16 protein-coding genes are annotated in these 16566 nt (G+C 58.9%); 4 read left to right on the forward strand and 12 right to left on the reverse strand.

Annotated elements, in window-relative coordinates:
- Nucleotides 1–3 precede the first annotated feature (3 nt).
- From F617_RS0120240 to F617_RS28070, 3 genes are read right to left on the reverse strand one after another with little or no spacing between them, the layout of a single operon-like run.
- Entirely contained in the window at nucleotides 4–1881 is a 1878-nt protein-coding gene (locus F617_RS0120240; RefSeq protein WP_019566509.1) for a flavohemoglobin expression-modulating QEGLA motif protein, read from the reverse strand.
- Nucleotides 1878–2708: an N-formylglutamate amidohydrolase gene (locus F617_RS0120245; RefSeq protein ID WP_019566510.1), complete on the reverse strand. Its 831-nt coding sequence runs from the start codon at nucleotides 2706–2708 to the stop codon at nucleotides 1878–1880. The genes F617_RS0120240 and F617_RS0120245 overlap by 4 nt, the downstream gene beginning before the upstream one ends.
- On the reverse strand, nucleotides 2689–2952 hold the full coding sequence (locus tag F617_RS28070) for a hypothetical protein (RefSeq protein ID WP_076844517.1): 264 nt from the start codon (nucleotides 2950–2952) through the stop codon (nucleotides 2689–2691). Before F617_RS28070 ends, F617_RS0120245 begins: the two co-directional genes overlap by 20 nt.
- 44 nt (nucleotides 2953–2996) lie before the next feature.
- Here F617_RS28070 and F617_RS0120250 point away from each other — a divergent pair, with 44 nt between their 5' ends.
- The 4 genes from F617_RS0120250 (at nucleotide 2997) to F617_RS0120265 (ending at nucleotide 5825) form a co-directional block, all read left to right on the forward strand.
- The gene (locus tag F617_RS0120250; RefSeq protein WP_004431991.1) at nucleotides 2997–3224 is read left to right on the forward strand and encodes a hypothetical protein; all 228 of its coding nucleotides are present in this window, start codon (nucleotides 2997–2999) and stop codon (nucleotides 3222–3224) included.
- 17 nt (nucleotides 3225–3241) lie between these two features.
- Nucleotides 3242–3802 carry a type 1 glutamine amidotransferase domain-containing protein gene (locus F617_RS0120255; RefSeq protein ID WP_004431989.1) on the forward strand — a complete coding sequence of 187 codons (561 nt, stop codon included), beginning with the start codon at nucleotides 3242–3244 and terminating at the stop codon, nucleotides 3800–3802.
- Between the two features lie 146 nt (nucleotides 3803–3948).
- Nucleotides 3949–5175 (forward strand): FAD-binding oxidoreductase, encoded by a 1227-nt coding sequence (locus F617_RS0120260; protein ID WP_004431988.1) that lies wholly within the window; start codon nucleotides 3949–3951, stop codon nucleotides 5173–5175.
- Between the two features lie 149 nt (nucleotides 5176–5324).
- Nucleotides 5325–5825: a ferritin-like domain-containing protein gene (locus F617_RS0120265; protein ID WP_004431986.1), complete on the forward strand. Its 501-nt coding sequence runs from the start codon at nucleotides 5325–5327 to the stop codon at nucleotides 5823–5825.
- Nucleotides 5826–5905: 80 nt separating this feature from the next.
- Here F617_RS0120265 and F617_RS0120270 read toward each other — a convergent pair whose 3' ends face one another.
- From F617_RS0120270 to F617_RS0120310, 9 genes are all read right to left on the reverse strand, one after another.
- On the reverse strand, nucleotides 5906–8242 hold the full coding sequence (locus F617_RS0120270) for a glucose/quinate/shikimate family membrane-bound PQQ-dependent dehydrogenase (RefSeq protein ID WP_019566511.1): 2337 nt from the start codon (nucleotides 8240–8242) through the stop codon (nucleotides 5906–5908).
- Nucleotides 8243–8346: 104 nt separating this feature from the next.
- The gene (locus F617_RS0120275) at nucleotides 8347–8577 is read right to left on the reverse strand and encodes a hypothetical protein (protein WP_004431981.1); all 231 of its coding nucleotides are present in this window, start codon (nucleotides 8575–8577) and stop codon (nucleotides 8347–8349) included.
- A 71-nt stretch (nucleotides 8578–8648) separates the two neighbouring features.
- Nucleotides 8649–8936, reverse strand: coding sequence for a hypothetical protein (locus F617_RS0120280; protein WP_233283685.1), 288 nt, complete (start codon nucleotides 8934–8936; stop codon nucleotides 8649–8651).
- 152 nt (nucleotides 8937–9088) lie between these two features.
- Nucleotides 9089–10132, reverse strand: a complete 1044-nt coding sequence (locus F617_RS0120285) for a helix-turn-helix domain-containing protein (RefSeq protein ID WP_050923926.1) — start codon at nucleotides 10130–10132, stop codon at nucleotides 9089–9091.
- Between the two features lie 117 nt (nucleotides 10133–10249).
- Nucleotides 10250–11035: a 3-hydroxybutyrate dehydrogenase gene (locus F617_RS0120290; RefSeq protein ID WP_025595201.1), complete on the reverse strand. Its 786-nt coding sequence runs from the start codon at nucleotides 11033–11035 to the stop codon at nucleotides 10250–10252.
- Between the two features lie 4 nt (nucleotides 11036–11039).
- A complete protein-coding gene (locus tag F617_RS0120295; RefSeq protein ID WP_019566512.1) occupies nucleotides 11040–12995 on the reverse strand; it encodes an acetoacetate--CoA ligase in 1956 nt (651 codons plus the stop codon).
- Complete coding sequence (gene mmsB, locus F617_RS0120300; RefSeq protein WP_004431967.1) at nucleotides 12992–13876, reverse strand: 3-hydroxyisobutyrate dehydrogenase; 885 nt, start codon at nucleotides 13874–13876, stop codon at nucleotides 12992–12994. The genes F617_RS0120295 and mmsB overlap by 4 nt, the downstream gene beginning before the upstream one ends.
- Nucleotides 13877–13889: 13 nt before the next feature.
- Entirely contained in the window at nucleotides 13890–15485 is a 1596-nt protein-coding gene (locus F617_RS0120305; RefSeq protein WP_004431964.1) for a GMC family oxidoreductase, read from the reverse strand.
- A gap of 73 nt (nucleotides 15486–15558) precedes the next feature.
- Nucleotides 15559–16566, reverse strand: a complete 1008-nt coding sequence (locus F617_RS0120310; RefSeq protein WP_019566513.1) for a branched-chain amino acid ABC transporter permease — start codon at nucleotides 16564–16566, stop codon at nucleotides 15559–15561.

The following is a 16566-nucleotide window of genomic DNA, read 5'->3' on the forward strand; positions in this document are numbered from 1 at the left end:
ATATTACAATGTCGCCAGTTCAGCGATGGATAATCCGGCCCGTATCTTTTCCAGCCGCTCATTGGCCTTGGCCGGCAGCAGAAAAGCGGGACGTACGCCCGGCGGACGCAAGAGGCCGCGCAAGGCAAGCTCCTGCATCACCGGGAAATGGGCAGCGGCAATCTTGCCCATCCAGAACGGATCGAGCGCGCCACCCTTGCGCAGATGCTCCAGCACCTCCGCAAGCCCACGCAGATAGATCGCGTCCTTGGAAAGACCGCCGCCACGATAGATGCGCAAAACCATGTTGAAGGCGCCAGCCTCGTCGAAACCATGATCGCGGGTCATAGTCCGGAACGTCTCAACAAAAGTCGCGCCGTCCAGCATGGCGGCGCAGCCGACGACACGGCCGGCGATCAGCCGCAGGCGCTCGCGCGTCATGCCGCCGGCCAGATGTTCCGCCAGCACTGCCAGCCCTTCCTGCACGCCCTCGTAACCGGAAAGGCCGGTGCGGAAGAGCCGGAGGCCCTGAAACGAACCGTTGAAATAAGTGAGGAGATGCACGCCGATCTCATGCGACAGCAGCGCTTCGACCCGGCGCTGTTCCATGACGGTGTGGCGAGAAATCAGGAGCTTCTCGCCCGTCACCATCAGGCCAGGCGGCAGGTCATCCCTGATCTCGACACGCGCCTTGAATTCCGGCTCCTCCGCCAGATAGGTCTCGATCATCTCGCGCGATTTTTTGGCGACCGCATAACAATCGACCATGGCGATTTCGCCGCTCTCATCCTTGCGTGGGCAATCGGCAAGCACCTTGAGCGCCAGCGTCAAAAGCGCGGGTTCGACGGCACCGTAAAGGGCGCGGGAGAAATCGGTGAAAGTACGGCGATGCAGATTGGCGAGCATGGTCAGTTGCAGATCGATCTCCTGCTGTTTCTCCCGGTAGAGATGATAGAGCACCGGGTCTTCCAGATGATCGAAAACGACGGAATAGAGCTTGCGTTTCTGCTCCTCGACGTCAACGCCGAGCGGCCGGTAAAGCAGGCGCGGCGCATATTGGAAGCTGCCGTCGCGAAATTCCTCGAAGGCCCGGCGGGCATTGATCGGCGTCACGGACAGAAGAAAATCAAAGGACGAGACGATGTCGTCTATTGAACGATCGGCACGTCTGACGGCATCAACGAAGGCCTTGCGGCCGAGAGCGCGATGGCTGGTAACCTTGAGTGCTTCTTTACCGGCAGCGAATGACGAGAAGGCCTGAAGGCCGGCATCGAAAATATCCGCAATCATCGTCTCGCGCAGGCCGGGATAATCGGCGCCGGATTCAGGCTGTCGGTAGATCGGCGCGAAACGCACGCTGATGCAAGGAAAATCAAGCCCGGCATTTTGAAATCTGAGGATCGGATCGGCATCCGGTTCCGGACGGGTTATGCGGGGCGTGCGGAAACGCACTTCGGCATCACAAACCGCCTTGATGAAAACACGGCGGGCACTTTGCGTTTCCGGCTCAGATGTTGCAGAGACGGAAACCTCATAATGCGGCAGGAAAGGTGAATCGTCAGCGAGCAGAATGTCGTGTTCCAGTTCGCCGATATCGAGAACCATGAAGGCGCCGAAACGTTCGCGCATGGCCGTGCCGACGGCTGCAATTAGGGGTGCAGCCTCCTGAATGCTCGATGCGATCAGATAAGATGCATGCGCAGAGGCGATATCGCGGGCCGCAAGGTCCTTCGTGCCACCAGTCAGATGCAGGCAAAGAAACGGCAGCGGCCGGTCGATATGCAGCCGGCGGTTCTTTCCGACATCACGACGGACGGCTTTGCCGGCCTCAAGGCAGGCGACGACATCGTCTACCAGCTCGATAACCGGTAACGGTTCACTACGCGCCGAGGAGACGTTCATCGCCGCGCCCTCAGGCATTCTTCGAGAACCGGCTGAAGTGCCGTGATAGCGTCGCGAATATCGGAAACGACGCGCTTATCCGGCTTACCGGTCCACTCGTCCATGAAGAATTTCTTGAACTCCACTGCGATGGCGCAGCCGTTCTGCGCAAAACGCTCGTGAATAAACCGGGTCTGCTCACCCTTGCCCTGAAAGGCGACGTTCTCGCGTACATCAAGGCGGCGTCCGCCGATGGTGGCTGTCGCAAAATGATGGCCCACCGCACTCACGACGTCACTCCAGCGGCTGCGATCCATGGAAAATGTGCCGATATTGATATCAGGCGCTTCCGCCTGGGGCGTTTGCGGCGCTGTAGCGCCCTGCCGGCGATGATTGTAGCTGTGTATGTCCAGCACGACAAAAGCACCATGCCGCCGCTCGACGGTTGAAAGAACTGCTTCGAGCATTGCGTAATAGTCGGCATGAAAATCGAGCGATTGCCGGGTGGCCTCTTCCGGCGGCTCCTGTTTCCAGACCTCCAGCCCCCAGGATTGTTCCGGCTTCAGATAAACTGCCTGATCGGCGGACCGGTTGAGATCGATTTCGAAACGCGAATGGTGAACGACAATGCGGTTTGTCATCCCCGCGATCATCTCGCCGGTAAAAGGGTCTTCCTCTCTCAGCCGCTGGTCGGCGGAAATAGCCATCAGCGAGGCTATGTCCGGGCGAATGAGATGACCATCATGAATGGCCGTGCCGATGATCGGTGAATTGCCGAAGTCGATCGACCAGAAACCCTTGTTTTCGTCGTTGCCGCGGCACTCGCCGTCACTGTGTCTGGCTGTCATGCTGCCTCCCCTGCATCTGGGGTAAAACAGCACGACTCGCCGGTTTGTTCCGATAAAAATTGCGCGCGATACATTTGTCCTCGGCAAGAATCCGCCTGAAAAAATGCGGAACCATACCGGAAAGCTCACGTTGTTCTGGCAGGAGGGCCGCCGTGTCAAACGGACACGATGGCGCTGAAGAACATCGGGATTTTTCCGTTTTCTCCCGGTGGCCAACGAAATGGCAGCCGAGCTTCTTACCCATCCGGCGCCCTCCGTCCCCGCTTTCCACGCACAAGGAACCGCGACATGGAAAAGACCGAAACGCGTAAACTTGCAGAAGAATATCTGCGGCTCGGCGGCACCCGTCAGGTCATGATCGACGACAATAAGACCTTCGTGCGCCAATGGGAAGACGAACCGGCAGAAGCCGAGACCTTCTGGCAAACGAATATCGAAAAGCTCGATCCGGAGCGCCGTGAGGATGTGGAGTTTTTTCTGCCCTCCGTGAATTCGGACAAAGACGAAAACAGATAAACAGGAAGGAAACAGACATGACTGCCATCAACACTGCAAAAATCGTCATTCTCGCAACGGACGGCTATGAGCGTTCGGAACTGCGCGTGCCATATGATCAGCTGAAGGCCAAGGGCGCGGACGTCAAGATCGCCTCGATCAAGGATGGTGAGATCAAGAGCTGGGACGAAAAGAACTGGGGCGACAGCATCGCCGTCGATATGTCCGCGAAGAACGTCAGCGCCAATGATTTCAATGCACTCGTCCTGCCCGGCGGCCAGATCAATCCGGACGTATTGCGTCATGACGAGGATGCAATGCGCGTGGTGCGAGATTTCGTCAAATCCGGCAAGGTCGTGGCTGCCATCTGCCATGCCCCTTGGCTTCTGGTTGAAGCAGATGCCCTGCGCGGTCGTGACGCGACCTCCTATTGGTCGATCAAAACCGACCTGAAAAATGCCGGCGCCAACTGGAAGGACGAAAAGGTTGTGACCGATAAGGGCATCATCACGTCTCGCAGCCCCGATGATCTGGACGCCTTCGTCGCCAAAATCATCGAGGAGGTCGAAGAAGGCAACCACGAGCGCCGCGCTGCCTAAGGGCCGTAAAGCGGAAAAAAACCAGAGCGCATCCGGCCTATCCAAAATGGCCGGATGCGCTCTCTGTCTTTGTTTGTTCGCATTTTCCAGACGTAACCCGCCAGGCGTTTCCACCGTAAATGCCCTGCACCTTTCAGGAAAACTCCATGCCCACATCGGAACTGACGAAGGAACGCGACCTCAGGGAATCGAAACCCCTTTGGGCCGACACGCCACGCATAGGCCTCCGCACCAGAAACACCCCGAGTTCCGACCATTACGATACGATCGTCGTCGGCGCCGGCATCAGCGGCGCGCTTGCCGCCCATGCGTTGCAGAGACCGGGGCAATCCATGCTGATCGTCGACCGGCGTGATCCGGTGATGGGCAGCAGTGTCGCCAGCACTGCGATGATACAGCACGAGATCGACACACCCCTTATTGAGCTCAGAAAGATGATCGGCAAGGATGCTGCTGATCGGGCGTGGCAGCGCTCCGCGCGCGCCGTGCTGCGGCTGGAGGAAATCGTTTCTTCGCTTGGCATTTCCTGCAGCATGGCGCGCAAACAGGCGCTTTATCTTGCCGGAGACGAGATGGGTTTGCGTGCATTGAAGGCCGAAGCGGCAGCGCGCGAAGAGGCCGGGATCGAGGCCCGCTTTCTCGACACCGCAGAACTTAAAAACGACTATGCGATTGAGCGGACAGGGGCGATCCTCAGCGATATCTCCGCTTCCGCCAATCCGGCGCAGCTGACGGCAGGCCTGTTGCGCCACACAGCGGGCGCCGGCGCTGAGATCGTTTCACAACTTGAAATCACCGATCTTCGAAATCTCGGTGACGAGGTGGTCGTCGCCACAGCACAGGGCGAAATCATTTCCGCGCGCAATATCGTTTTCTGCACCGGATACGAATTCCTGAAATCGCTCGAAAGCCCGAAACACCAGATCATCTCCACGTGGGCGCTGGCGAGTGCGAAGGGTATCGATCTGCCGGACTGGCTGAATAGCCACATCCTCTGGGAGGCTTCAGATCCCTATCTCTACCTGCGCACCGACCGGGACGGGCGCCTTATTGCCGGTGGTGAGGATGAAGAGAACTCCACATCCTACCTGTCTGAGAGCAAGCTTGCCTCCAAGGCGGATGCAATCAAACGCAAGATCGAAAAGCTTCTTGGCGTCGACATCGGCGAACCCGAATATCGCTGGGCGGCCGGCTTCGGCACGACCACCACGGGCCTGCCGCTGATCGGCGCGGTTCCCGGCATGAAGAACGTTTATGCCGTCATGGGCTTTGGCGGCAACGGCATCACCTTCAGCCAGATCGCCGCCGAGATAGTCGCCGCTGCCGTTAATGGTGGCAAGGACCCCGACGCCGATCTCTTCCGTTTCGACTGATGCCGCTTGTCATCCTATATGCGGCGGAGCGTCTGCTGGAATATAAAACGTTGCGCGCAACAGAGCCGGAACCATAGGGGCTCCGAAAGGTTTGTCTCCCGTGCGCAATGGCGTACATCACGCACTTTCACACCATGGGAGAAGAACCAATGGCCGAGAAAAAACTCGACGACCTGTTTTACGATACGCTGAAGGATATCTATTACGCCGAAAGGCAGATCCTGAAAGCTCTGCCGAAAATGGCGCGGGCAGCGACAGACCCGAAGCTGAAACAGGCCTTCGAAAAGCACAAAGAAGAAACGCAGGGCCAGATCGAACGCCTGCAGGAAGTGTTCGAGATCATCGGCAAGCGGGCGCAGGGTAAGACCTGCGAGGCCATCCAGGGCATCATTGCCGAGGGCGAAGAGATTATGGACGATTTCAAGGGCACCGCAGCTCTCGATGCCGGTCTCATTTCCTCAGCCCAGGCGGTCGAACATTACGAAATCGCCCGTTATGGCACCCTGAAGGCATGGGCCGAAAAGCTTGGTCATGCCAATGCCGTTACCCTGCTGGATGCGACGCTGAAGGAAGAGTCCAAGACGGACGATGCGCTGAGCGCGCTTGCCAAGACATCGATCAATGCCGCAGCACAGAAAAAGGCGGCCTGATCGCCTTTTCCAACTGCACAAGCAAAAACCGGAATGGTCACCCATTCCGGTTTTTTTTGTTTGATTGAATCCGCCTCGTTTTACGGCAGGGTATAGGCGATCACATAGTCGCCCGGCTTGGTTCCAACCGAGCCGTGACCACCCGCAACCATCACAACATATTGCTTGCCGCCATCCAGCGCATAGGTCATGGGCGTTGCCTGCCCGCCAGCCGGCAGACGTGCTTCCCAGAGCTGTTTGCCGGTGGTGAGGTTGTAGGCGCGCAGATAGTTGTCGACGGCAGCACCGAGGAAGGCCACGCCACCCTTGGTAATCATCGGCCCGCCAATGCCCGGTACGCCCACCTTGAAGGGCAACGGCAGCGGCGTCATGTCATGGACCGTGCCGTTCTTGTGCTTGTAGGCGATATCGCCGGTGCGCAGGTCGGCACCAGCGACATAACCCCACGGCGGTGCCTGGCAGGGGATTTTCAGCGGACCGAGGAACGGTCCCATGAAGACGCCATAGGGCGCACCGTCATTGCGGTTCAGCCCCTGCTCACTGCCCTTCTCGTCCTGGCCCTTCGGCGGGATGTCGGCGCGCGGCACGAGCTGCGAGGTAAAGGCAAGGTATGTCGGCATGCCGAACATGACCTGACGTTCGGGATCGACCGCGACGCTGCCCCAGTTGAACGTGCCAAAATTGCCGGGATAGATGATGGAGCCGTTCAGCGAGGGCGGCGTATAGCGGCCCTGATAGTTCAGCTGATGGAAGCGGATGCGGCAGGCGAGCTGATCGAACATGGAGACGCCCCACATGTCCTTTTCCTTCAGCGGCTCCGGCTTGAACGACAGCGCCGTCGTTGGCTGAGTCGGGGAGCTGAAGTCCTCAGGGATTGTACCGCCCGGTGCCGGTTCTTCCGTAATCGGCAGAAGCGGCTCACCCGTGCGCCGGTCCAGAACGTAGATATCGCCCTGCTTTGTAGGGCCCACGAGTGCAGGAACGCTTTGACCGTTCTTGGTGATGTCGAGCAGCACCGGCTGGGCCGGCACATCCATATCCCAGAGGTCGTGATGAACCGTCTGGCGCACCCAGCGATCCTTGCCGGTATTGATATCGAGCGCCACGATGGAGGAGGAATATTTCTCCACATTCTCGCTGCGACCCATACCAAGCTGGTCCGGCACCTGATTGCCGAGGGGTACGTAAACGAGGCCAAGCCCCTCGTCGTAGCTCAACACGGACCAGCTGTTCGGCGAGTTGGTAGTGTAGGTTTCGCCTGCGGCAATCGGCTCGGTCTTTTCCGGATTGCCGGAATCCCAGTTCCAGATGAGTGCGCCGCTGTTCACATCGAACGCACGGATGACGCCGGACTGTTCCTGCGTGGAGTAGTTATCGTTCACCGCACCGCCGATGATGATCTTGCCCGCCGCGATCACGGGCGGCGAGGTCGAATAATAATAACCGGCAGGATTGTATTTCATGCCCTGTTCCAGATGCAGCACGCCCTGATCCGCAAAGGATGTGCAAATCTGACCGGTCGCTGCATCAAGCGCAATCAGCCGCGCATCCGAGGTCGGCAGGTAAACGCGCTGGGCGCAGGCGGTGCCCTGTGCGGCATTGGGTTCGGCATAATAGGAAACACCGCGGCACGTCTGGTGCTGGCGGTCCGGGTTAAGACCGACATTGGGGTCGTATTTCCATTTTTCCTTGCCGGTGGCGGCATCAATGGCGATCGCCCAATTGTGCGGCGTGCAGATATAAAGCGTATTGCCGATCTTGAGCGGCGTTACCTGATAGGTGGTTTCACCCACATCATCCGGTAGCTTCACGTCGCCGGTCTGGTACCGCCACGCTTCCTTCAGCTGCGAAACATTATCGACATTGACCTGCGTCAGCGGCGAATAGCGCTGGCCATAAGGCGTGCGGCCGTATTGATGCCAATCGCCATCCGGCACGTCGCCGCCATAGATCGGAGCTGACGCCACCTTCTCCTCAGACAAGGACCCTGCCTGGTCATGCGGATCCTGCGCCATCGAATATCCCGCCACCACAATGGAGGCGAGAACGGAGAGCGCGAGTGGCCAGGCGTTCGGGCCGTAATTCAGCCCTGTCGGGCTTGAAAAACCGAGAGGCTTCCTGACCCAGGGCACCAACAACCACAGGCCGATAAGAATGACGAAGCCACCCCGCGGCCCAAGTTGCCACCAGTCGAAACCCACTTCCCAGAGGGCCCAGGCGAGTGTCGCGACAATGAAGACGGCATAGACGTGGAGAGCTGCCCGGTTACGCTTGAACAGCAGAATGGCTGTCAACAGGAAGGCCATACCGGAAAGGACGTAATAGAAGCTCCCGCCCAACATGACGAGCTGAGAGCCAAAACCGAACAGCGCAAGGCCGATCAGCGATAGAATAACCGCAGTAACGGTGACTGCCATGAATGAAACCCCCGATTCCTGTCACTTTGCGTGAAATGGAATTGGGGGCAATCTGGTTCCATACAAACTCAACATTCACCGTGAAAAATTTCACGGCATGATGGTTATGGGTTTTGTGGCGCCGGCGCAGTCTCCGTCTGAGCGTTTTGCGGCCGGTTCTCGTCGGGTTCGAAAACCGCATATTCGACGACCGTCCAGACCACCAGCGCGAGAAGCAGACTGACAACCAGGATGACAAGAACCGGACGTCCTTTTACCCCTTGCCGCGCCCGCGTTGCGGTTTCATTTTTCGGATCATGCCGACCGCCAAGATAGCTGGTATTTTCTCTGGCCATGTCTCTCACTCCCTGTAACCCTGGTGATTTAATTCACAGGGACACAGTTTGTTCCAGACAGCAAAATCAGCTTAGCCGTACTCTGCGACCGCAAGTCTATCGCAACCGGCACCGTCGAACTCATCGACCGCACTGAAACTTTGCCCAATCCCCAGCCACGAGAATGGTGGCCGGCGATTGACGTCTTCGGTTTCGCACTGGATTTCCGGCGGGTTTTCAGAAATCGACAGCCACAGCGGTGGTCCCGCCGTTTCAAAGTCGCATTGGTCGCCGGCGGCTTCGAGGTATCTCGTCGTGTCGCGGCGACGCACCCGCCATACGGGCAGCATCTCCAGAAAATTGAGAATTCGTATCATCATGATTGTCAGGCGAAATATCTATTAAAAACAACGTCCGTACTGTGGCACGCCCGCCGCGCAAGCGCATCCCTGCGGAGGTACAAGCGGAACGAATGGTCGGATTGTGCCAACATTCCGTCATACAGTGTCAGATCGGCTTCGAAACAATCGCGTCAGCGACCGAGCTGCACGATCCAGCGTGTCCACTCTGCGCTATCCGGTTTGATAATATCCGGTATGGTATCGCGGTTTTCGGATGCGAAATGCCGCATCTGACGCGGCGACAGGCCGAAGGTCTTCTTGAAAACGCGGCTGAAATTTTCCGGGTTGGTGAAGCCATAGGACGCCGCCACCTCAGCTATCGTCATATGGGCCGACTGCGGCGCCCGCAGGAAATCCATTGCCCGTTCGAGGCGCCTATGGGTGATACAGGCCGAAAACCCGCCCAGCGGTTCGAAAAGCCGGTAGACGGTGCGTCGCGATACGCCGAACTCGCCCATGACCTTTTCCACCGACAAGGCCGGATCGAGCAGATGATTGTCGATATAGCGCCTGATGGATGCTCGCAGCGCCCGCTGAACACCCTGCGCATTGTCTTCCCGGACATGATTATTGATGGCAGCCGCGGCAAGCTCCAGCAATGGCGAGACCGTGGCCGCGCCGTCATTGGCGTTCATGACGTCAAAGTGGCGGTAAACGCTGGTCATCGTTTCCCGCAGCAGAGATACCAGCGGCAAACCGGCCGGCAGCACGCGCTCGTGATTATTGCCGGAACCGATGAGCCTGCCTTCCAGCAGCCGGCGCGGCACGACAAGGCTCAGATGATCGTGATCGGTTGTGGCTGTGGCCAGCGGCTGCGCCATGTCAATGATGTAGAGATCGCCCGGGCCGGCAGTCTCGCCCGCTCCGCGCCGCGACATGCTTTGGCCGCTGGCGTAAAATTGCAGGAGAAAGCCGTCCATCCCGTCCCGGGCAATCTTGTGGCGCGAGCGGTCGAAATCCTGCGCCGAGGACTGGGTGCGGCCAAGCGCGACATTGCCGATGAAGGCGGCATCGACACTAGCAAAAAAACCGTCATCCTGCGATCTGCGCAGGCGGGCATCAAAAAGCACGTTGATCGAATCCCGCCACAGCGCCATGGCGTCGCGCTTCGGCACATGGCGTGTATCGAAACGCGAGCGCGCTAACGGAGCTTCCGAAAACCCTGTGTTCATAATACCGCTGTTCCGTGAAAACGGCGCTGACCCCGCCGCACGCAAAACTATACAGTATTGAAATCGCCTCACAATACCGGAAGGACGGCAGATGGTTCGCTTGAGCCGGATGCGCGAAAATTATTTAGCGGTCCAGCCGCCATCGATGGAAATGGTGGTGCCGGTGATGGAGCGCGCCATATCGCCGGTGAGGTAAAGCGCCATCTCCGCCACTTCCTCCGGCTGCACGAAACGTCGCGTCGGCTGCGGCGCAAGCATCACCTTCTTCACCACCTCATCCTCGCCCATGCCATGCAGGCGCGCCTGATCGGCAACCTGCGCCGCGACGAGTGGCGTCCAGACGTAACCGGGGCAGATGGCGTTGCAGGTAATGCCAAGTTCGGCCACTTCCAGCGCCACGCTTTTCGTCAGGCCCACCACGGCATGTTTCGTCGCCACATAGGGACCCTTGAAGGGTGAGGCGCGCAACCCGTGCGCGGAAGCAATATTGACGATGCGCCCCCAACCCCTTTCCTTCATGCCCGGCAGGGCTGCACGGATCGTATGAAAAGCGCTGTCGAGGGAGATCGCGACAATATGGGAGAAATCGGCGAAATCGAATTCGTCGATCGGCGCGACCTTCTGAATACCGGCATTGTTGACGAGCACGTCAATGTGACCGAATTCGGCAATGACGGTTTCCGGCAGATGTGCACTCTCGTCATAATTGGCGAGGTTGGCAGAAAAATAGACCGGCCGGTGCCGCGCCACCTTCGCAACCGCCTCCAGTGCCTGCGTCGCCGCCTCCACGGTTTCTATGCCGTGGACGGCGACGAGAAATCCCGCCTCGGCAAAACGTTTGGCGATGGCAAGGCCAATGCCGCTGGTGGAGCCGGTGACCAGAACGGTTTTCGGTTGATCCTCCATCATCCTAATCCTTCAGTTGCGGCAGGTTGCGGAAAAGCTCGAGCGCTTCGGGATTGGCGAGCGCGTCGGTGTTTTTCACCGGCCTGCCATGAATGGTGTCGCGAACTGCGATTTCGGAAATCTTGCCCGAGCGCGTACGGGGAATGGCCGTGACGGCAATGATCCTTGCCGGAACATGCCGTGGCGTAGCACCCGAGCGGATGCGGGTACGGATGGTCTTTTCGAGGTCCTCCGTCAGCGCTGCACCCTCTTTAAGGCGCACGAAGAGGATAACCCGCTGGTCACCGTCAATGTCCTGACCCACGGCAATCGCTTCCTCGACCTCCGGCACTGCTTCCACCTGACGGTATATTTCCGCCGTACCGATGCGAACCCCACCGGGATTGAGCGTCGTATCCGAGCGCCCGTGGATGACATATCCGCCGGTGGCACGTATTTCGGCAAAATCGCCATGCGCCCAGATGCCTGGGAAGCGATCGAAATAGGCAGCCTGATAACGAGAACCGTCCTCATCGCCCCAGAATTTGACGGGCATGGAAAGATGGGCATTGCGGCAGACGAGCTCACCAGCCACGCCGCGAACGGGATGGCCTTCATCGTCCAGGGTGTCGACATCCATACCGAGCATCGCGCCCTGCAGCTCCCCACGGTGAACAGGTTGCAGCGGATTGCCGCCAAGGAAACAGGCGCATATATCCGTGCCGCCGGAAATGGAGGCGAGATGCAGATCGGCCTTCCAGTCGCGATAGATATAATCGAAGGATTGCGGGATGAGCGGCGAGCCGGTGGAAAGGATTGTCCGAAGGGATGAAAGGTCATGGGTTTCGCGCGGTTTCAACCCTGCCTTCAGGCATGCGTCGATAAATTTGGCCGATGTTCCGAAGGTCGCGATCCGTTCGGCGTCAATGAGATCGATCAGCCGCGCGGGCGACGGATAACCCGGATTGCCATCATAGGTGACGAGGGTGGCGCCAAGCGCCAGGCCGGACACCTGCCAGTTCCACATCATCCAGCCGCAGGTGGTGAAATAGAAGAAACGTTCGCCTTGCCTGATATCGCATTGCAGCTTCTGCTCCTTCATATGCTGAAGAAGCAGGCCACCGCCGGAATGGGTGATGCATTTCGGCTTGCCGGTGGTGCCGGAGGAATAAAGGATCGCCAGCGGCGCCTTGACCGGCAGCCGGTTGAACGCGATTTCACCCGGCTCAAAGGGCGAAACGAAATCATTCAACGTCACGCAGCCGAGATCGGAAAGGCTGGCGGGAACAACGTCACCAATCAGCACTATCTTTTGAGGTGCAGCGCTTTCCACCACCGCGCGGATGGTCGGTCCGACATCGATCCGCTTGCCGGCATAACCGTATTCCGGCACGGCGATGAGGATTTTCGGATCGATCTGCGAGAGCCGGTCGGACGCTCCCGCCGGGCCGAAATCCGGTGAACAGGACGACCAGATGGCTCCGATGGCGCTCGTTGCCAGATAACCGACGATCGCCTCGATATCGTGGGTGACGATAGCGCCGATACGATCGCCTTCCTTCACGCCTGCGTGGACAAGCGCCTGCACCATGCGGGAGACATCCGCATAAAGCTGCCTGCGGCTGATTTCACGCCGCGTGCCATCATCTCGATGGGCGATGATCGCCAACCGTTTATCGGCATCGCGCAGCAGGTTTTCGGCATAATTGAGCCTCGCGCCGGGATAAAACTCGGCTTCCCGCATGGTCGCGCCAGGCTTGAAGGCCCTTTCGCCGCGCGTGCCGATGATCCCCAGCTCGTCCCACAGGGCATTGTAAAAGGCATCCGGTGCCTCAATGGACCAGCGCAGCAGGCCGGAATAATCATCAGCCGAAAGCCCATGCAGCGATGAGGTCCTTGTGGCAAAGGCAAAAAGCGCCGAGTGCTCCAGCCTTTCCATTGGCGGTACCCACAGAATATCCGACGGCGTGGCGTCCATCATGCCTCGCCTCCGCGTAGCATTTCGACGATTGCGGAAAAATCACGCGCGCCACCGCCCTCACCCACGAAGTTCTCATAAAGCGTCGATGCTGCGGCGCCGAGTGGAGTGGCAACGCCGGCTCCACTCGCGGCCGCCTGCGAGAGTAGCAAATCCTTCAGCATCAGCGCCGCAGCGAAACCCGGTTGATAATCATTGTTCGCCGGTGATGTCGGCACTGGTCCCGGCACCGGGCAATAGGTGGTGAGCGACCAGCATTGACCCGATGAGGTGGAGGCGACATCGAACAGCGCCTGATGCGAAAGGCCGAGTTTTTCGCCCAGCACGAAGGCCTCGGAAACCGCAATCATGGAAATGCCGAGGATCATGTTGTTACAGATCTTGGCCGCCTGGCCGTTGCCGCCCTTGCCGCAATGGACGATCTTCTTGCCCATGGCTTCCAGCACCGGCTTGGCCGCCGAGAAAGCCTCAGCCTCTCCGCCACACATGAAGGTCAAGGTGCCGGCACTGGCACCGCCCGTACCGCCAGATACAGGCGCGTCGACGGAGGGGCAACCGGCGGAAGCGGCAAGCTCGTGTGCCTTCAGGGCGCTGTCCATATCCACCGTCGAGCAATCGATGAGAAGCGTTCCGGCAGCTATTTTCTGCACCAGATCGCCATATACCGAAACAACATGTTCCCCCTTCGGCAGCATGGTTACGATCACTTCTGCCGCATCAATGGCTTCGGCAGAATCCAAAGCGACGGGAATTCCGGCCTCCCTCGCCGCCGCGCGGCATGCCTCGGAAAGGTCGAAACCCCTGACGGCATAACCGGCCTTGACGAGATTGGCGGCCATCGGCAGGCCCATATGGCCAAGTCCGATAAAAGCGACGGTCTTCATGGGAACGCTCCTCTTAGCGATTATCCGCAAGGATCATGTCGGCAGCCTTTTCGGCAATCATGATCGTTGGCGAATTGGTATTTCCGGACGTGATCCTCGGCATGATGGAGGCGTCCGCCACACGCAGCCCTGCAAGCTTGCGGAATTTCAGCCGCGTATCGACAACACTTTCGGCATCGGAGCCCATGCGCAGGGTGCCGACGGGGTGGAATATGGTCGTGCCGATATCGCCCGCAGCGCGGGCCAGATCGTCGTCATTCTCAAAAGTGGGGCCGGGCCGGTATTCCTGCGGTTTGAACCGCGAAAAGGCGGGCTGGTTGACGATGCGGCGCGTCAGCCGCATGGAATCGATGGCTACCCGGCGGTCGCCTTCCGTCGATAGATAATTCGGTCGGATTTCCGGCTGCATGGCGAAATCCGGTCCTTTCACATGCACTGAGCCTCGGCTTTCGGGCCGCAGATTGCAGACACTTGCCGTAATGGCCGGAAAAGTGTGAACCGGATCACCAAACTTGTCGAGTGACACCGGCTGGACATGATATTCCAGATCCGCCGTCTCCTTTTCCGGAGAGGAACGGGTGAAGACACCAAGCTGGCTCGGCGCCATCGACATCGGCCCGGAGCGGGTCAAAGCATATTCGAGGCCGATCCTTGCCTTTCCGAACAGGGTGGAGGCCCTCTCATTCAGCGTCAGGACGCCTGAAACCTTATAGACCATGCGCAATTGCAGATGATCCTGCAGGTTCTCGCCCACACCTTGAACTTCCGTCACTGTGTCGATACCGGCGGCCTGCAACACGTCGCCGCGGCCAACGCCGGAAAGCTCCAGAATGTGTGGTGAACCGACTGCACCTGCCGAAAGCACCGTTTCGCGCCGTGCACGCATCTTTTTCAAGACGCCGTCGTGGTGAAACTCGACGCCTGTGACCAAGCCCTCTTCGACGATGAGACGCTTGACATGGGCCTTGGTCATGACTGTCAAATTCCGGCGGCCAAGCGCCGGTTTCAAAAAGGCCTTGGCCGTGTTCCAGCGCCAGCCCGACCGCTGGTTCACATCGAAATAACCGGCGCCTTCATTGTCGCCCCGGTTGAAATCTTCGGTCGCAGGAATGCCGGCCTCACCCGCCGCCTGCTGAAAGGCATCAAGCACATCCCAGCGCACGCGCGCCTTCTCCACCCGCCATTCGCCGCCGGTGGAATGCATGTCGCCCTTGCCGCGATAAAAATCCTCCGACTTCAGGAAATAGGGCAGGATATCATCCCATCCCCAACCCTCGCAGCCGAGTTGACGCCAGACATCGTAGTCGCGGGCCTGACCGCGCATATAGATCATGCCGTTGATGGAGGAGCAGCCGCCGAGAACCTTGCCGCGAGGATAGATCAACGACCTTCCGTTAAGCCCAGGTTCTTCCGCCGTCTTGAAACACCAGTCGGTGCGCGGATTGTTGATGCAATAGAGATAACCGACCGGAATATGGATCCAATGATAATTATCGTTGCCACCCGCTTCCAGCAGCAGGACGCGATTGTTCGGGTCTTTCGAGAGGCGGTTGGCGAGAACGCATCCCGCACTTCCCGCTCCGATGACGATATAGTCAAATTCCGCCATGCTATTCTCCATGGGGCGCCCTTGCCGCGTCGCCCCGGACGCGGAGGAGCCTTCCCCCTGTTTCAAAAAATTCTTATCCCCGGTGCTGAAAACCCAGTTTTCGCCCGAGCCGCGAAGCGTAAAATTCACCGATCAGGCCGCGCCGGAACACCAGAACGCAGGCCATGAAAACGAGGCCGGTGATGATGGTGACCGGGAAATCGGATGTCGCGAGATAGTTCTGCAGTGCGACGACAAGCCCCGCACCGAAGATCGGGCCGATCATGGTGCCAATACCGCCGAGCAGGGTCATCAGGATAACCTCGCCCGACATCTGCCAGGCCACATCGGTCAAGGTTGCGAACTGGAACACCAGCGCCTTCAGGCCGCCCGCAAGACCGGCAAGCGCCGCCGACATGACGAAAGCACCAAGCTTGTAACGCTGCACGCTGTATCCAAGAGAAATGGCGCGCTGCTCGTTTTCGCGGATGGATTTCAGGATCATGCCGAACGGCGAGTTGACGAAACGCCAGATGACGAGAAGTGCCAGCACGAAGGCGGCAAGCACCGTGTAGTAAATGTTCAGCGGCGCGTTGAGATCGAGAAGGCCGAAGAGGTGTCCACGGGGCACGCCCTGCAACCCGTCCTCACCATGGGTGAAGGGTGCTTGAAGGCAGAAGAAATAAAACATCTGCGACAAGGCAAGCGTGATCATGGCGAAATAGATGCCCTGCCGGCGAATGGCGAAAAAGCCGATGACGAGGCCAAGAAGGGCGGCACCCGCCATGCCGATGAGGAGGCCGATCTCGGGCGTGACGCCCCATTCCTTCACCGAATAGGCGGTGAAATAGGCAGCGCCGCCGAAAAATGCCGCATGGCCGAAGGAAAGCAGCCCGGTGTAACCGATTAGCAGATTGAAGGCGCAGGCAAACAGCGCGAAGCAAAGCAGCTTCATCAGAAAGATCGGATAAACGAACATCGGTGCAGCGATCAGCACGGCCAGTCCTGCCAGTATCAGCACGGTCTTGATGGTTCCAGCGGTTGCGGAAACCTCCGCCTGCGGCATCGCGCCGGCTGTCGGGTTGTGAGTGGCTTTGGACAT

It is taken from the genome of Agrobacterium sp. 10MFCol1.1 (assembly GCF_000381165.1).
GTDB classification, from domain to species: domain Bacteria; phylum Pseudomonadota; class Alphaproteobacteria; order Rhizobiales; family Rhizobiaceae; genus Agrobacterium; species Agrobacterium tumefaciens.